The 15,567-nt window shown below is 70.2% G+C and carries 16 protein-coding genes; 15 read left to right on the plus strand and 1 reads right to left on the minus strand.

Annotated elements, in window-relative coordinates; all coding sequences use genetic code 11:
- Positions 1 to 222: 222 nt before the first annotated feature.
- Genes ACWG52_RS29505 through prcA form a run of 3 tightly spaced genes read left to right on the plus strand, consistent with a single transcriptional unit; the run spans position 223 to position 2,058 of the window.
- Positions 223 to 456, plus strand: a complete 234-nt coding sequence (locus ACWG52_RS29505) for an endonuclease VII domain-containing protein (protein WP_390141605.1) — start codon at positions 223 to 225, stop codon at positions 454 to 456.
- Entirely contained in the window at positions 408 to 1,247 is an 840-nt protein-coding gene (gene prcB, locus ACWG52_RS29510; RefSeq protein WP_266358455.1) for a proteasome subunit beta, read from the plus strand. The genes ACWG52_RS29505 and prcB overlap by 49 nt, the downstream gene beginning before the upstream one ends.
- 46 nt (positions 1,248 to 1,293) lie before the next feature.
- On the plus strand, positions 1,294 to 2,058 hold the full coding sequence (prcA, locus tag ACWG52_RS29515) for a proteasome subunit alpha (protein ID WP_030389614.1): 765 nt from the start codon (positions 1,294 to 1,296) through the stop codon (positions 2,056 to 2,058).
- A gap of 83 nt (positions 2,059 to 2,141) precedes the next feature.
- On the opposite strand, the gene ACWG52_RS29520 is transcribed toward prcA, so the two are convergent.
- A complete protein-coding gene (locus ACWG52_RS29520) occupies positions 2,142 to 3,140 on the minus strand; it encodes a LacI family DNA-binding transcriptional regulator (RefSeq protein WP_389817948.1) in 999 nt (332 codons plus the stop codon).
- 144 nt (positions 3,141 to 3,284) lie between these two features.
- Here ACWG52_RS29520 and ACWG52_RS29525 point away from each other — a divergent pair, with 144 nt between their 5' ends.
- The 12 genes from ACWG52_RS29525 to ACWG52_RS29580 all read left to right on the plus strand — a co-directional run bounded on the left by ACWG52_RS29525 (position 3,285) and on the right by ACWG52_RS29580 (position 15,567).
- Positions 3,285 to 4,547 (plus strand): MFS transporter, encoded by a 1,263-nt coding sequence (locus ACWG52_RS29525; protein WP_389817945.1) that lies wholly within the window; start codon positions 3,285 to 3,287, stop codon positions 4,545 to 4,547.
- 128 nt (positions 4,548 to 4,675) lie between these two features.
- The gene (gene pafA, locus ACWG52_RS29530) at positions 4,676 to 6,037 is read left to right on the plus strand and encodes a Pup--protein ligase (RefSeq protein ID WP_030016332.1); all 1,362 of its coding nucleotides are present in this window, start codon (positions 4,676 to 4,678) and stop codon (positions 6,035 to 6,037) included.
- A 127-nt stretch (positions 6,038 to 6,164) separates the two neighbouring features.
- Entirely contained in the window at positions 6,165 to 7,106 is a 942-nt protein-coding gene (locus tag ACWG52_RS29535; RefSeq protein ID WP_389817940.1) for an FKBP-type peptidyl-prolyl cis-trans isomerase, read from the plus strand.
- 28 nt (positions 7,107 to 7,134) lie between these two features.
- Positions 7,135 to 7,527: an FKBP-type peptidyl-prolyl cis-trans isomerase gene (locus ACWG52_RS29540; RefSeq protein WP_033226511.1), complete on the plus strand. Its 393-nt coding sequence runs from the start codon at positions 7,135 to 7,137 to the stop codon at positions 7,525 to 7,527.
- A 171-nt stretch (positions 7,528 to 7,698) separates the two neighbouring features.
- The gene (locus tag ACWG52_RS29545) at positions 7,699 to 8,661 is read left to right on the plus strand and encodes a helix-turn-helix transcriptional regulator (RefSeq protein WP_030723385.1); all 963 of its coding nucleotides are present in this window, start codon (positions 7,699 to 7,701) and stop codon (positions 8,659 to 8,661) included.
- Positions 8,662 to 8,775: 114 nt separating this feature from the next.
- On the plus strand, positions 8,776 to 9,744 hold the full coding sequence (locus tag ACWG52_RS29550) for a helix-turn-helix transcriptional regulator (RefSeq protein ID WP_030723386.1): 969 nt from the start codon (positions 8,776 to 8,778) through the stop codon (positions 9,742 to 9,744).
- Between the two features lie 14 nt (positions 9,745 to 9,758).
- Positions 9,759 to 9,986 carry a CpXC domain-containing protein gene (locus ACWG52_RS29555; RefSeq protein WP_030723389.1) on the plus strand — a complete coding sequence of 76 codons (228 nt, stop codon included), beginning with the start codon at positions 9,759 to 9,761 and terminating at the stop codon, positions 9,984 to 9,986.
- A gap of 26 nt (positions 9,987 to 10,012) precedes the next feature.
- Positions 10,013 to 10,213, plus strand: coding sequence for a hypothetical protein (locus ACWG52_RS29560; protein WP_033226509.1), 201 nt, complete (start codon positions 10,013 to 10,015; stop codon positions 10,211 to 10,213).
- 179 nt (positions 10,214 to 10,392) lie between these two features.
- Positions 10,393 to 10,683 carry a Sec-independent protein translocase subunit TatA gene (tatA, locus tag ACWG52_RS29565; protein WP_389817935.1) on the plus strand — a complete coding sequence of 97 codons (291 nt, stop codon included), beginning with the start codon at positions 10,393 to 10,395 and terminating at the stop codon, positions 10,681 to 10,683.
- A gap of 47 nt (positions 10,684 to 10,730) precedes the next feature.
- On the plus strand, positions 10,731 to 11,696 hold the full coding sequence (gene tatC / locus ACWG52_RS29570; RefSeq protein ID WP_033226507.1) for a twin-arginine translocase subunit TatC: 966 nt from the start codon (positions 10,731 to 10,733) through the stop codon (positions 11,694 to 11,696).
- Between the two features lie 84 nt (positions 11,697 to 11,780).
- Positions 11,781 to 12,680 (plus strand): diacylglycerol kinase, encoded by a 900-nt coding sequence (locus ACWG52_RS29575; RefSeq protein ID WP_389817930.1) that lies wholly within the window; start codon positions 11,781 to 11,783, stop codon positions 12,678 to 12,680.
- Between the two features lie 46 nt (positions 12,681 to 12,726).
- Positions 12,727 to 15,567 carry a DEAD/DEAH box helicase gene (locus tag ACWG52_RS29580; protein ID WP_389817926.1) on the plus strand — a complete coding sequence of 947 codons (2,841 nt, stop codon included), beginning with the start codon at positions 12,727 to 12,729 and terminating at the stop codon, positions 15,565 to 15,567.

The following is a 15,567-nucleotide window of genomic DNA, read 5'->3' on the forward strand; positions in this document are numbered from 1 at the left end:
CGTCAGATAGCCAAGGGGAAGAATGTACGTCCCCGCGTCGAGTCCCCTGCGGGGCACAAATACTGCCGCCGTTGCGGGGAGATCAAGCCCCACTCGGAATGGGACCGGAACAAGACGGCCTCGGACGGCTTGTCGACACGTTGTAAGGCGTGCCGGGCGATCGAAAGCCGGGCGGGCCATCTCAAGCGCTCGTACGGCATGACCGAGGCCGATCGGGACGAAATGATCACCGCTCAAGGCGGGGTCTGCGTGATCTGCCAAGAAGGTCTGGCGGAGCACGTGGATCACGATCATCAGACGGGTAAGGTCCGAGGCGTACTGTGCTTCAGCTGTAACGCAGCCCTGGGGCAGTTCAAGGATCGGCCGGACGTCATGAGGCGTGCAGCCGCTTACGTGGAAGGAAACCTGTGGAACCCAACACTCGTAGCACAGGGCGTCTACCGGCAGCCTTCCTGACGCCGGGGTCGTCGTCCTTCATGGACTTCCTGGGCGCGCACTCGCCCGACATGCTGCCCGGCAACCGCAAGCTGCCGGAGGGTGTCGTGGAGGCGCCGCACGGGACGACCATCGTCGCCGCCACCTTCCCCGGCGGGGTCGTCCTCGCCGGTGACCGGCGGGCGACCATGGGGAACATGATCGCGCAGCGGGACATCGAGAAGGTGTTCCCCGCAGACGAGTACTCCGCCGTCGGTATCGCCGGTACGGCCGGCCTGGCCGTGGAGATGGTCAAGCTGTTCCAGCTGGAGCTGGAGCACTTCGAGAAGGTCGAGGGGACGACCCTGTCCCTGGAGGGCAAGGCCAACCGGCTCTCCACCATGATCCGGAGCAATCTGGGGATGGCGATGCAGGGTCTGGCCGTCGTGCCGCTGTTCGCGGGCTACGACGAGGCCAAGGAGAAGGGTCGGATCTTCTCCTACGACGTGACCGGCGGTCGCTCCGAGGAGCACGGCTACGCCGCCACCGGTTCCGGTTCGATCTTCGCCCGGGGCTCGATGAAGAAGCTCTTCCGTCCCGATCTGACGGAGGAGCAGGCCACCACCTTGGTCGTCCAGGCGCTGTACGACGCCGCCGACGACGACTCGGCGACCGGTGGGCCGGACCTGTACCGCCACATCTACCCGATCGTCACCGTGATCACGGACGAGGGGTTCCGCAGGCTGACCGACGACGAGTCGCAGGAGCTCGCCCGTACGGTCACCAACCGTCGGCTGGAGCAGCCCGACGGCCCGCGCGCCGCCCTGCTCTGACCATCCGTCGCCCCGTAGGAGCCCAGAAGAAAGGGACGGACAGCCGGTGTCGACTCCGTTCTATGTGTCACCCCAGCAGGCCATGGCCGACCGGGCGGAATACGCCCGCAAGGGCATCGCCCGCGGTCGCAGCCTGGTCGTGCTGCAGTACGCCGACGGCATCGTGTTCGTCGGCGAGAACCCGTCCCGCGCGCTGCACAAGTTCAGCGAGATCTACGACCGGATCGGCTTCGCGGCCGCCGGCAAGTACAACGAGTACGAGAACCTGCGGATCGGTGGTGTGCGGTACGCGGATCTGCGTGGGTACACCTACGACCGTGACGATGTGACGGCCCGTGGGCTGGCGAACGTCTACGCGCAGACGCTCGGCACCATCTTCTCCTCGGCCGGTGAGAAGCCGTACGAGGTGGAGCTGGTGGTCGCGGAGGTCGGTGCGACGGCCGCGGGTGACCAGATCTATCGGCTGCCGCACGACGGGTCGATCGTGGACGAGCACGGTTCGGTCGCGGTCGGTGGCAATGCCGAGCAGATCAGTACCTTCCTGGATCAGCGTCATCAGGACGGGATGACCCTGTCGGAGGCGTTGAAGCTGGCGGTGCAGGCGCTGTCCAGCCAGGCCAACGGTGCGGACAAGGCGATTCCGGCGGAGCGGCTGGAGGTCGCGGTGCTGGACCGTACGCGGTCGCAGCAGCGCAAGTTCAAGCGGATCCGGGGTCGGCAGCTGTCGCGGCTGTTGGAGGCGGACGTGACGGCGGCGGTGCAGGCCGATGCCGTGTCGAACGACGAGGCGCCGGAGGACGACGCGGAGTAGTCGCCGAGTAGTCGTCGTGTGGGAGGGGCCCCGGTTCGCCGTTCGTGGCGGGCCGGGGCTTCGTCGTGTCCGGACGGCTGCGGTTACGGCGTCGGGGCGGGGCCCGTGGAGTCGCGGACGACGAGCCGGACGGGGAGGTCGGGTGCGGTCCAGGTGGTGCCTTCGAGGACGGCGAGGAGTGCGGCCATGCCCTGTTCGCCGACGCGTTCGGCGGGGAGGTGGACGGTGGTGAGTTCGGGTTCGACGGCGGTGGCGAGGGCGAGGTCGTCGAAGCCGGTGACGGAGAGGTCCTCGGGGACGCGCAGGCCGAGGCGGCGGGCGGCCTTGCAGGCGCCGGCGGCGAGGATGTCGTCGTCGCAGACGATGGCGGTGGGTCGGTCCTGGGGGGTCGCCAGGGCGGTCTCCATGGCCGTACGGGCGCCGTCGACGGTGAGGGGGGCCCGCACGGTGCGCAGCTCCGTGTCGGGGCCGAGGAGGGCTCTGAGGGCTTCGGCGCGGGTGTCGAAGGTCCAGGAGTCGATGGCGGAGGCGAGGTGGAGGAAGCGGCGGTGGCCGAGGGGGAGGAGGTGTTCGGTGATCTGGCGCATGCCGTCGGCCATGGCGAGGTTGATGTGGGCGGCGGCGGTGCCGGCGGTGGGGTCGCTGTCGAGCATGACGAGGGGGAGGGTGGCGCCGCCGATGGCGTCGAGGGCGTCGGCGGCCATGGAGGAGGCGATGACTCCGTCGAGGGCGGCGCGGGCGGAGGCGAAGGGGTCGCGGGCGGGGCCGGTGCCGTCGGGGGAGGGGTAGAGGACGACGCCGAAGCCGTGTTCGGCGGCGACGCGGGCGGCGCCGGTGTAGACGCGGGCGAAGAATTCGTTGGTGAGGGCGGGGACGACGAGGAGGGCGGTGCGGGTGGTGCCGAGGCGGAGGTTGCGGGCGGCGAGGTTGGGGCGGTAGCCGAGGCGGGTGGCTGTTTCGCGTACGTGGGTGGCGGTGCGTTCGGAGACGCGGCCGGGCCATTTGTCGCCGAGGACGAGGGAGACGGTGGCCTGGGAGACCCCGGCGGCGGTGGCCACGTCGCGGCTGGTGGGTCTCGTCACAGGGGGCTCCTGAAGTGCGAGGTCGGGGGGTGTGGTGGGGTCCGCGGGGTGGACCGTTCGACTGCGGCCATGGTACGTATGAGAGGTCTAGTTATACGTATTACTTGGTTGACTCCCGGCTGGTCCGGGCAGAAGGGGGCGGACATGGCCGCGGGATACGCGGAGCTGCTCAGGACCCGGCATGCCGCGAGGCTGCTGGTGGGCACGCTCGTGGGCCGGCTGCCGAATGCCACCGGGCCGATCGCGATCGTGCTGTTCACGCGCGCGGAGGGTGGCAGCTACAGCCTGGCGGGGGCGTTGGCCGCCGCGTACGGGCTGGCGAACGCGGTGGGTCAGCCGCTGCTGGGGCGGGCGGTGGACCTGTTCGGGCAGCCACGGGTGCAGTTGCCGGCCGCGGTGCTGTCCGCGCTGGGCATGGTGTGGCTGGCGCTGTCGGGTACGGGGTCGGTGGTGGCCGCGTACGCGGCGGTGGTGGTCGCGGGTCTGTTCACGCCGCCGCTGGAGGGCGGGCTGCGGGCGCTGTGGCCGGGGGTGCTGGGCGGTCGTGAGGAGAAGGTGCACGCCGCGTACGCGATGGACGCGGTGGCCCAGGAGGTCATGTTCACCGTCGGTCCGCTGTTGGTGACGCTGTTCGTGGCGATGTGGTCGCCGGCGGGGGCGCTGCTGGCGTTGAACGCGATCGGTGTGCTGGGTGCGCTGTCGGTCGTGGTGAGTGAGCCGTCCCGGAAGTGGCGTTCGGCGCCGCGGGAGGCGCACTGGCTGGGGGCGCTGCGTTCGAGGGGGCTGCTGGCGCTGCTGGGCGCGTTCTTCTTCGTGGGGACGGCGCTGGGTTCGATCACGGTGGCGGGTGTGGCGTACGCGGACGATCACGGTGGTCAGGCGGTGTACGGCTGGTTGATGGCGGCGCTGGGTCTGGGTGCGTTGGTCGGTGGTGTGTTCTACGGTGCGCGGCAGTGGGCCGGTGCGCCCGAGCGGCGGCTGCGGCTGTTGGTGGGTCTGCTGGCGGTCTGCTACCTGCCGCTGATGCTGGTTCCGGGTGCGGTGGCGATGACGGGGTTGTCGGCGCTGTCGGGCGTGTTCCTGGCGCCGGCGCTGGCGTGTGCGTTCATCGTCGTGGACCGGCATGCCCCGGCGGGCACGGTGACGGAGGCGTTCTCGTGGCTGGTGACGTTCTTCGGGGTGGGTGCGGCGATCGGTACGGCGGCGGCGGGTCCGGCGGTGGAGCTGGGTGGTACGGCGGCGGGCTTCGGGGTGGCGGGTGTGGCGGGCTTCTCGGCGTTGCTGGTTCTGATGGTCACTCAGCGGGCGCTCGCGACGGGTGGGCGAAGCCGGGCGGTGGCGGCGTCGCCTGACGGTGTGTCGGAGGCTGCCTCTGACGTGCCGTCGGAGGTGCCGTCGGCACCGTGATCGGGGGGTGCGCCGGATGGGCCGATCGGGCCGTGATCGGGGCGTGGATCGGCCCGCTGACGGGAACTGATCGAAACGGCGCTCCCGAACCCGGTTTCAGAAGAGGGCAGAAGGCGTAATGTTCAGTCATGGACCGCCGCATTTTCGGGCTGGAGAACGAGTACGGCGTCACGTGCACGTTCAGGGGACAGCGCCGACTGTCTCCTGACGAAGTGGCGCGCTACCTCTTCCGCCGTGTTGTGTCATGGGGCCGCAGCAGCAATGTCTTCCTGCGGAACGGCGCCCGCCTGTACCTCGACGTGGGTTCGCATCCGGAATATGCAACACCCGAATGCGACAACGTGACCGAGCTGGTCACCCACGACAAAGCAGGCGAGCGCATTCTCGAAGGTCTGCTCGTCGACGCCGAACGCCGCCTGCACGAGGAGGGAATCGCGGGCGACGTCTATCTCTTCAAGAACAACACCGACTCGGCGGGCAACTCGTACGGCTGCCACGAGAACTACCTGGTGGCCCGGCACGGGGAATTCTCCCGCCTGGCGGACATTCTCATTCCGTTCCTTGTCACGCGGCAGCTGATCTGTGGCGCCGGCAAGGTGCTGCAGACGCCGCGGGGTGCGGTCTACTGCGTGAGTCAGCGGGCCGAGCACATCTGGGAGGGTGTCAGCTCCGCGACGACCCGTTCGCGGCCGATCATCAACACCCGGGACGAGCCGCACGCGGACGCCGAGCGCTATCGCAGGCTGCACGTCATCGTGGGTGACTCGAACATGTCCGAGACGACCATGCTGCTCAAGGTCGGGGCCACCGATCTGGTGCTGCGCATGATCGAGGCGGGCACGGTGATGCGGGATCTGACCCTGGAGAACCCGATCCGGGCGATCCGTGAGGTCAGTCACGACATCACGGGTCAGCGCAAGGTGCGTCTGGCGAGTGGTCGGGAGGCCTCGGCGCTGGAGATCCAGCGGGAGTACTACGACAAGGCGGTGGACTTCGCCGAGCGCCGGGGGATCCGTACCGGTGTGGTGGATCAGGTGCTGGAGCTGTGGGGTCGCACGCTCGACGCGATCGACGCGGAGGATCTGGACCGGATCGGGACCGAGATCGACTGGGTCATGAAGTACCAGCTGATCGAGCGGTACCGGGCGAAGCACAACATGACCATGTCGAATCCGCGGGTGGCTCAGATAGACCTCGCGTATCACGACATCCACCGTCGGCGCGGGCTGTACTACTTGCTGGAGCGCAAGGGGCAGGCGGCGCGGATCTGCAACGACTTGAAGATCTTCGAGGGCAAGTCGGTGCCTCCGCAGACGACGCGGGCGCGGCTGCGCGGGGACTTCATCCGGAGGGCGCAGGAGCAGCGGCGGGACTTCACGGTCGACTGGGTGCATCTGAAGCTCAACGACCAGGCGCAGCGCACGGTGCTGTGCAAGGACCCGTTCCGGTCGGTGGACGACCGGGTGGAGAAGCTGATCGCGGGTATGTAGGACCCGCAGAATGACCGCAGTGTGACATCGCACTCCTCGCCAGGGCCTCGTACGTCTCTCGTACGGGGCCCTGTGCACGGCTTAGAGTGGCGAGCGACCGCTTTGCCGTCTGAGATCTGAGGAACCCGTGCGCCGACTTGCCGGCCTGCTTGTCGTACCCCTCCTGCTGCTGTCGACCGCAGCGTGTGGCGACGACAGCGGCTCCGACTCCGCCCAGATGAAGAACGGGGCCCCCGCGATCACCAAGGGTGCCGCCTTCGGGGAGACGCCCACCCTGTCGAAGGGGAAGGGCACGCCGCCCAAGGAGCTCAAGGTGGTGACGATCAGCGAGGGCACCGGGCAGGTGCTGAAGAAGAACGACATCGCGCAGGTCCACTACCTCGGCCAGGTGTGGGACGGCAAGGAGCCGTTCGACAAGAGCTTCGGGCGGCCCGCGCCGTTCGACGTGACGATCGGCGCCGGCGCCGTCATCAAGGGCTGGGACCAGGGCCTGGAGGGCCAGAAGGTCGGCAGCCGTGTCGAGCTGGTGATCCCGCCGGAGCTCGGTTACGGGGCCCAGGGCTCGCCTCCGAAGATCAAGGGGGACGCCACCCTGGTCTTCGTCGTCGACATCGTCAAGGGTGCGACCGTTCCGGCCTCGGCGACGGGCAAGGAAGTCGCCCAGGAGAACAAGGACCTGCCCAAGGTCGGCACGAACACGGACGGCAAGGAAGTCTCCGTGACCGTCCCGAAGGACACCGCCGAGCCCACCAAGCTGGTCTCGAACTACGTCATCGAGGGTGACGGCCCGGTGGTCAAGGACGCCGACAGTGTCGTGGTCAAGTTCAACGGCAAGACGTGGAAGGACGACAAGTCCTTCGAGAGCACCTACACCAGTGACCAGACGGTCACCTGGCCGCTGGGTGAGCTTTCGGTCAAGGGTCTGAAGGACGGTCTGGTCGGCAAGAAGGCCGGCAGTCGGATCCTGCTGGTCATCCCGCCGGACCAGGGCTTCGGCGACAAGGAGCAGGGCACCATCCCGGCGAAGTCGACGCTGGTCTTCAGCCTCGACATCCTCACCGTGATGTAAGACTGTTCCGGTTGACCATTTCGTACGTATGAGGAGAAGTTCCGTGAGTGACCTGCAGAAGCCCGAGATCGACTTCCCCGAGGGCGACGCCCCCAAGGACCTCGTGATCAAGGACGAATGGGTCGGCGACGGCGCGGAGGCCAAGAAGGGCGACCTCGTCTCCGTGCACTACGTGGGTGTGGCCTTCTCCACCGGCGAGGAGTTCGACGCCTCCTGGAACCGTGGTTCCGCGCTCCAGTTCCAGCTCGGTGTCGGTCAGGTCATCGCCGGCTGGGACCAGGGCGTCCAGGGGATGAAGGTCGGCGGCCGCCGCAAGCTGACGATCCCGGCGCACCTCGCCTACGGCGACCGTGGCGCGGGCGGTGCGATCGCCCCGGGCGAGACGCTGATCTTCGTCTGCGACCTGGTCAAGGTCGGCTGATCCACACATCGTGATCGGTCGAGGGGCCCCCGCCGTCCGGCGGGGGCCCCTCGCTTTTGCCCGGGCGCGCCGGGGCGGTACGGTCAACGGTCAACGGGTCCGTCCACATCGGGTCGTGGCCCGTGTGACGGTCCGACGGATGTGCAGGCGGAGAAGGGCGGAAGGGCGTCGATGGCGATTGCCAAGGCCGAGCGGCTGATGAATCTGGCGCTGTGTCTGCTGGGGACCCGCCGACCGCTCAGCAAGCGGGAGTTGCGCGGTTCCATCGAGGCCTACATGGAGGCCGGTAACGACGAGTCCTTCAACCGCATGTTCGAGCGGGACAAGGACGACCTGCGGGAACTCGGCCTCGTCATCGAGACGGTGGAGAACCTGGACGGTGAGACCGGCTACCTGGCCCGCCGGGACAGCAACCGGCTGCCTCCCGTCTCCCTCGACGCCGAGGAGGCCGCGGCCCTCGGGCTGGCGGCCAAGGTCTGGCAGCAGGCACGGCTGGCGGGGGCCGCGAGCGGGGCCCTGCAGAAGCTGCGCGCGGGCGGGATGCCCGAGGCGGAGGACCCGTACGAGGGACAGCACAGCGCGATCGAGCCGCGCATCCCGGTCCACGAGGCGGCCTTCGAGCCGCTGATGCTGGCCTGCCGGGACCGTCGGCCGGTGGTCTTCGACTACCGCAAGTCCACCGCCGCCCGGCCCGAGGCCCGGCAGGTGGAGCCCTGGGCGCTGGAGTGCTGGCGCGGCCACTGGTACCTGGCGGGCTACGACCGTGACCGTGGGGCGGAGCGGGTGTTCCGGCTCTCCCGGATCACCGGCAAGGTGCGTTCCCGGGCGGCGAAGTACACCGCCGAGGTGCCGGACGTGGTGACCGTGCGGGAGACCGTGGCGAGCTGGGCCGGGGAGAGCGCGGACCGCTCCGCGCTGATCCGGCTGCGGGCCGGGGCGGGCTATCCGCTGCGGGCCAAGGCCACCGCGGTGCGCGAGGGTGGGGGCGGGGACGGCTGGGACGAGCTGGAGATCCCCTACGGGCACGGGCTGGACGCCTGGCTGGTGGAGTTCGGGCCCGACGTCGTCGTGGTCGGTCCGGCCGACCTGCGGGCGGACGTGGTGGATCGGCTGCGGGCCGTCGCCGGGGCCTGAGCGGCCCGATCCCGGGGCCCGCGGGCCCGGCGGCCGATCCGCGGCCGCACCGTTCCAGCACCGTTCTACACGAGCGACATCCACAGATGTGCCCTGAGGGGGAGACGTACCAGCATGGCTGCCAACGCCATCGACCAGACCCGCCGGATGCTGTCCCTGGTGACCTACCTGCGCGAGCGCCCCGGTGCGCACGTCGCGGACGTGGCGCGCGCCTTCGGGATCACCGAGGACGAGCTGATCTCGGACCTCGACGTGCTGCCCATGTGCGGGACGAGCTTCCGGGGCGGGGACCTGCTCGACATCGACACCGACGGGGAGCGCATCTGGTGGCGCAACCCCGACGCCTCGGGGGAGTCCACGGCGGAGCCGCTGCGGCTGGCCGCCGACGAGGCGACCGCGCTGCTGGTGGCCGCCCGTGCGGTGGCCACGCTGCCCGGGCTGCGCGAGAGCGACCGGGACGCCCTGCTGCGGGCCACCGCCAAGCTGGAGGCGGCCGCGGGCGAGGTGGCCGGGGCCAGCTCCCGGCTGTCGGTGACCTTCGAGTCCGAGGGCGGGGTCTTCGCAGACGTCGACCGGGCCATCGCGGAGCGCCGTCGGCTGTGGCTGCGCTACTACTCGCCGGCGCGGGACGAGCTCACCGAGCGCAAGGTCGACCCGATCCGGCTGTTCGCGGTGGGGCACACGTACATGGAGGGCTGGTGTCACCTCTCGGAGGCCCGGCGCACCTTCCGCCTCGACCGGGTCGCGGAGATCCGGCTGCTGGACGAGCGGGCCGAGCCGCCCGCCATCGAGCCGCGTGACCTGTCCGAGGGCCTGGTCCAGCCGGCCGCCGAGGACCCGGAGGTCGTGGTCGAGGTGGAGCCGGGCGGACGCTGGGTCGCCGAGTACTACCCGCACGACAGCGCGGAGGAGCTGACCGGGGGCGGTCTGCGGATCACCCTGCGCAGCCCGGACCCGGCCTCGCTGCGCCGGCTGGCGCTGCGGCTGGGTCGGGAGGGCCGGATCGTGGCTCCGGCCGAGCTGGCGGACAGCGCGCGCAGCGCCGCCCGGGAGGCACTGGCGGGGTACGGGGAACAGGTCTGAGGGGATCGCGGTCGATGTCGCCAACGTCCGGGCCCGTCGCCTTCAAGGCCTCCTGTCCCGACTGCCGTGCCCGCTTCGAGCTGGACGCGGCCGCCCTGCGGCTGGCCATCGGCGGCAGCCGGCGGACCACGTTCTACTCCTTCACCTGCCCTGAATGCGGTGCCGCCGTACGCAAACCGGCCGGCGAGCGGATCGTGGAGCTGCTCACCGGCGGTGGGGTGAGCACCCTGCGCAGCATCTGACCCGGCGGGTGGCCTAGGCTCGGCCCATGCTGTGGCCGATGTTCGCAATTGTCCTGGGTTTCCTCGGCGTGGCCGTGCTCGCGGTGCTCGCGGTACGGGTGTACATGGAGGTGCGCAGGTTGGCCTCGCAGGTGGCGCAGGCCAGCCGCCGGATCACCGACGCCTCGGCGGATCTGGAGCGGGCGGCCGTCGACCTGGCCCGGGCGGGACACGGCGTACGTCCGTAGCCGATGTCGTCCGCCGGGACGAATGTGTGTGACGGGGGCATTGCGAACCTGCCCGAGTGCAAGCGTGAGGACCCCCGGGGATTGCCGGGCGTTAACCCCCTGGGGTTACGATCCTCGGTAGAGCAAGTCCTAGGCGCCCGTCCGGCGTGCTGTGAACCTCGGAGAGAAGGAAGACACCTATGGGCAACTTCAGGGGTTGGGAAATCCTCGTCATCGTCGGACTCATCATCCTGCTGTTCGGTGCCAAGAAGCTCCCCGACATGGCCCGCTCCCTCGGCAAGTCGGCCCGCATCCTCAAGAGCGAGGCCAAGGCCATGAAGAAGGACGGCGAGAGCGACGACGCCGCCCCCGCCGCGCCCGCGGACCAGTCCGCCCAGCAGCCGGTCGCCCCGCGTACCATCCAGGCCGCGCCGGGTGACGTCAGCAGCTCGCGTCCGGTGAGCGAGCCGAACCGCACCGCCCAGGGCTGACACCCGCCGTACACGCCAGTCATCTGCGACGAGACAAGGGACGTGGGTTGCTCAACTCTGCCCGCAAGCAGGAGAAGAAAGAACGACAGGCCAAGGACGCCGAAGGGCGCATGCCTCTCGTCGAGCACCTGCGTGAGCTCCGAAACCGCCTGCTGAAGTCGGTCGTGGCGATCGTGGTGATCACGATCGTCGCCGCGTTCTTCTACCGGGACATCATCAACTTCCTGCTGAAGCCGATGCTGGACTCCGTCGGCTGCACCGACGGTGTGGTGACCCAGCGCAACGGTCGCCCCTGCGCCGACATGACCGTGAACGGTCTGATCTCGGCGTTCTCGATCGCCCTGAAGGTCTCCCTGATGGCCGGTGTGGTGCTGTCCGCGCCGGTGTGGCTGTACCAGCTGTGGGCGTTCGCCGCGCCCGGGCTGCACAGCCACGAGAAGAAGTACGCGCGGAGCTTCGTCGCCGTCGGCGCACCCCTCTTCCTGACCGGCGCGGTGCTCGCGTACAAGATCCTCCCGCAGACCGCGACGATCATGCTCGAGTTCACCCCGGACCACGCGCGCAACCTGCTGCCGGTCGACGACTACCTCGACCTGGTCACCCGCATGGTGATCGTGTTCGGCCTGGCCTTCGAGCTGCCGCTGCTGCTGATCCTGCTGAACTTCACCGGGGTGCTGACCGGCAAGCGGCTGGCGAGCTGGTGGCGGGGCATGGTCCTCGGCATCACGATCTTCGCCGCCTTCGCGACCCCCACCGGTGACCCGCCGACGATGCTCGCGCTGGCCGTGCCCATCGTGGCCCTCTACTTCGCCGCCCTCGGCCTCTGTCTCCTCAACGACCGCAGGCGCAGGCGCAACGACCCCGACGCGGGCCTGAGCGACGACGAGGCCTCCCAGCTGGACCTCACCCCGGCGCCGATCGGCGATCTGGAGTCGGTCCCGGCTCCCGCCGCGCTGCCCGAGCAGGCCGACGGCGGACGCCAGCGGATCAACGGCTACGACGACGCCACCTGACCGGTGCGCCCCCGGCCACGGCCGGGAGGCGCCCGACCCGGGGGCGACCGAGGCCCGGGAAAGGGCTCCGGTACATTCCCGAGGATGAGTCACGAGGTCACCCTCTTCGTCAATCCCACCGCCGGACGCGGCCGGGGCGCGCACGCCGCGCAGCCGGCCGCTTCGGCTGTCCGGGCGGCCGGCTTCTCCGTACGGACCGTCGTGGGCGCCGACGCGCCGGACGCGCTGGCCCGGCTCACGGCCGCCGTCCGTGAGGGCACCGGTGCGGTGATCGCGGTGGGCGGCGACGGAGTGGTCTCCCTGGCGCTCCAGGCCCTGGCCGGGACACCCGTGCCGCTCGGGGTGGTCGCTGTGGGCACCGGCAACGATTTCGCCCGGGCGATGGGCCTGCCCGTACGGGAGCCGGCGCGGGCCGGGCAGCTGGCAGCCGAAGCCGTCAAGGAGAGCCGGATCCGGGAGATCGACCTGGGCCGGGTGGCCGGCGCCGACTACGAGAAGTGGTTCGGGACGGTCCTGTGCTCCGGCTTCGACTCACGGGTCAACGACCGGGGCAACCGGATGCGGCTGCCGGTCGGCCGGTTCAAGTACGACCTGGCGATGATCGCGGAGCTGGCCGCCTTCCGGCCGTTCCCGTACCGGATCACCCTGGACGACGGGCCGGTGATCGAGACCGAGGCCACCTTGGTGGCCGTCGGCAACGGATCCACCTACGGCGGGGGCATGCGCATCTGCGCGGACGCCGTCCCCGACGACGGGCTCTTCGACGTCACGGTGGTCGGCGACTGCAGCCGGACCACCCTGCTGAAGGTGTTCCCGCAGGTCTACAAGGGCCGCCACCTCGGCCACCCGAAGGTGACCGTCCACCGGGCCAGGAAGATCACCTTGGAGGCGGTGGGCCTGTCCGCGTACGCGGACGGCGAGCCGCTGGGGGTGCTGCCGGTGAGCGCCGAATGCGTTCCCCGGGCCGTCCGGCTGCTCGCCTAAATGATCGCGACTGTTGTCAGAGGTGGCGGGTAGGCTCGACAACAAGATGACCGAAGAACTCTCACCCGCCGAGCGGTACGCCGCTGCCCGGATCCGCGCCGCCGAAGAGGCCTCCGCCCTGGCCCCCTTCCGCGAGATGTACGACTTCGACCTGGACCCGTATCAGGTCGAGGCATGCAAGGCGCTGGAGGCCGGCAAAGGCGTCCTCGTCGCCGCCCCGACCGGCTCGGGCAAGACCATCGTCGGCGAGTTCGCCGTGCACCTGGCCCTCCAGCAGGGCCGCAAGTGCTTCTACACGACGCCGATCAAGGCGCTGTCCAACCAGAAGTACGCCGACCTCGTCAAGCGCTACGGCGCCGACAAGGTGGGCCTGCTGACGGGCGACAACAGCGTCAACTCCGAGGCGCCGGTGGTCGTGATGACCACCGAGGTGCTCCGCAACATGCTGTACGCGGGCTCCCAGTCGCTGCGCGGCCTCGGCTACGTCGTGATGGACGAGGTCCACTACCTCTCCGACCGGTTCCGCGGCGCCGTCTGGGAGGAAGTGATCATCCACCTCCCCGAGTCGGTGACCCTGGTGTCCCTGTCGGCCACCGTGTCCAACGCCGAGGAGTTCGGCGACTGGCTGGACACCGTGCGCGGGGACACCGAGGTGATCGTCTCCGAGGAGCGGCCCGTTCCGCTGTGGCAGCACGTCATGGCCGGCCGCCGGATCTACGACCTCTTCGAGGAGGAGTCCGACCACGGCGGCCGAGGCTCCGCGCGCCGGGAGGTCAATCCCGACCTGCTGCGCATGGCCCGCGAGGAGAACAGCCGCACCTACAGTCCGAAGGACCGGCGGCGCGGAAAGATGGTCCGCGAGGCCGACCGCGAGCGCGAGCGGCGCTCCCGCGGCCGGATCTGGACCCCGTCCCGCCCCGAGGTCATCGCCCGCCTCGACAACGACGGGCTGCTGCCCGCCATCAACTTCATCTTCAGCCGGGCCGGCTGCGAGGCCGCCGTCCAGCAGTGCCTGTACGCGGGCCTGCGACTGAACGACGAATCGGCGCGGCTCAGGGTCCGCGAGATCGTCGAGTCCCGGACCGCGTCCATCCCCACCGAGGACCTCCACGTCCTGGGGTACTACGAGTGGCTCGAAGGCCTGGAGCGGGGCATCGCCGCGCACCACGCGGGCATGCTGCCCACCTTCAAGGAAGTCGTGGAGGAGCTCTTCGTCCGCGGCCTGGTCAAGGCCGTCTTCGCCACGGAGACCCTGGCGCTGGGCATCAACATGCCCGCGCGCACGGTGATCCTGGAGAAGCTGGTCAAGTGGAACGGCGAGCAGCACGCCGACATCACCCCCGGCGAGTACACGCAGCTGACCGGCCGGGCCGGGCGGCGCGGCATCGACGTCGAGGGCCACGCGGTCGTGCTCTGGCAGCGCGGCATGGATCCGGCGGGTCTCGCCGGGCTCGCCGGTACCCGTACGTATCCGCTGCGTTCCAGCTTCAAGCCGTCCTACAACATGGCCGTGAACCTGGTCAGCCAGTTCGGGCGGCACCGCTCGCGCGAGCTGCTGGAGACCTCCTTCGCGCAGTTCCAGGCCGACCGCTCGGTCGTCGGGATCTCCCGGCAGGTGCAGCGCAACGAGGAGGGTCTGGCGGGCTATCAGGAGGGCATGACCTGCCACCTGGGGAACTTCGAGGAGTACGCGCAGCTGCGCCGTGACCTCAAGGACCGTGAGACGGACCTGGCCAAGCAGGGCGCCGCGCAGCGCCGGGTGCAGGCGGCCAGTTCGCTGGAGAAGCTCAAGCCGGGCGACATCATCCACGTGCCGACGGGCAAGTTCGCCGGGCTCGCGCTGGTCCTTGACCCGGGCGTGCCGGCCGGGCGGGTCAACGGGCACCGCGGGCACGAGTACGCCGAGGGCCCGCGCCCGCTGGTCCTCACCGCCGAGCGGCAGGTCAAGCGGCTCGCCGCGATCGACTTCCCGGTCCCGGTGGAGGCGCTCGACCGGATGCGGATCCCCAAGACCTTCAACGCGCGCTCGCCGCAGTCCCGTCGGGACCTGGCGTCCCAGCTGCGGACCAAGGCCGGGCACATCACGCCGGAGCGGCGTTCCCGCGGCCGGGCCGCGGCCGCGGACGACCGCGAGATCGCCCGGCTGCGGTCCGAGCTGCGGGCGCATCCCTGCCACGGCTGCGACGAGCGCGAGGACCACGCCCGCTGGGCGGAGCGCTACCACCGGCTCAAGCGGGACACCCAGCAGCTGGAGCGGCGGATCGAGGGCCGGACGAACACCATCGCCCGCACCTTCGACCGGATCCACGCCCTGCTGACCGAGCTGGACTACCTGCGCGAGGACGAGGTCACCGTGCACGGCAAGCGGCTCGCCCGGCTGTACGGGGAGCTGGACCTGCTGGCCTCCGAGTGCCTGCGGGCCAAGGTGTGGGAGGGGCTGAGCCCGGCCGAACTGGCGGCCTGTGTCTCGGCGCTGGTCTTCGAGGCGCGGCAGTCCGACGACGCGGTCGCCCCGAAGGTGCCGGGCGGCGCGGCCAAGGAGGCGCTGGGCGAGATGGTCCGGATCTGGGGCCGGCTCGACGCGCTGGAGGAGGAGCACCGCATCAACCAGGCGGAGGGCGTGGGCCAGCGCGAGCCGGACCTCGGCTTCGCGTGGGCGGCGTACCAGTGGGCCTCCGACAAGAGCCTCGACGAGGTGCTGCGCGAGGCGGAGATGCCGGCCGGTGACTTCGTGCGCTGGTGCAAGCAGGTCATCGACGTGCTCGGGCAGGTCGCGGCGGCGGCTCCGGCGGCCTCCGGCGACAGCGGGAGCACGGTGGCGCGCAATGCCCGCAAGGCCGTGGACGCACTGCTTCGGGGTGTAGTGGCCTACAGTTCGGTCGGCTAG

It is taken from the genome of Streptomyces sp. CLCI03, from assembly GCF_053615355.1.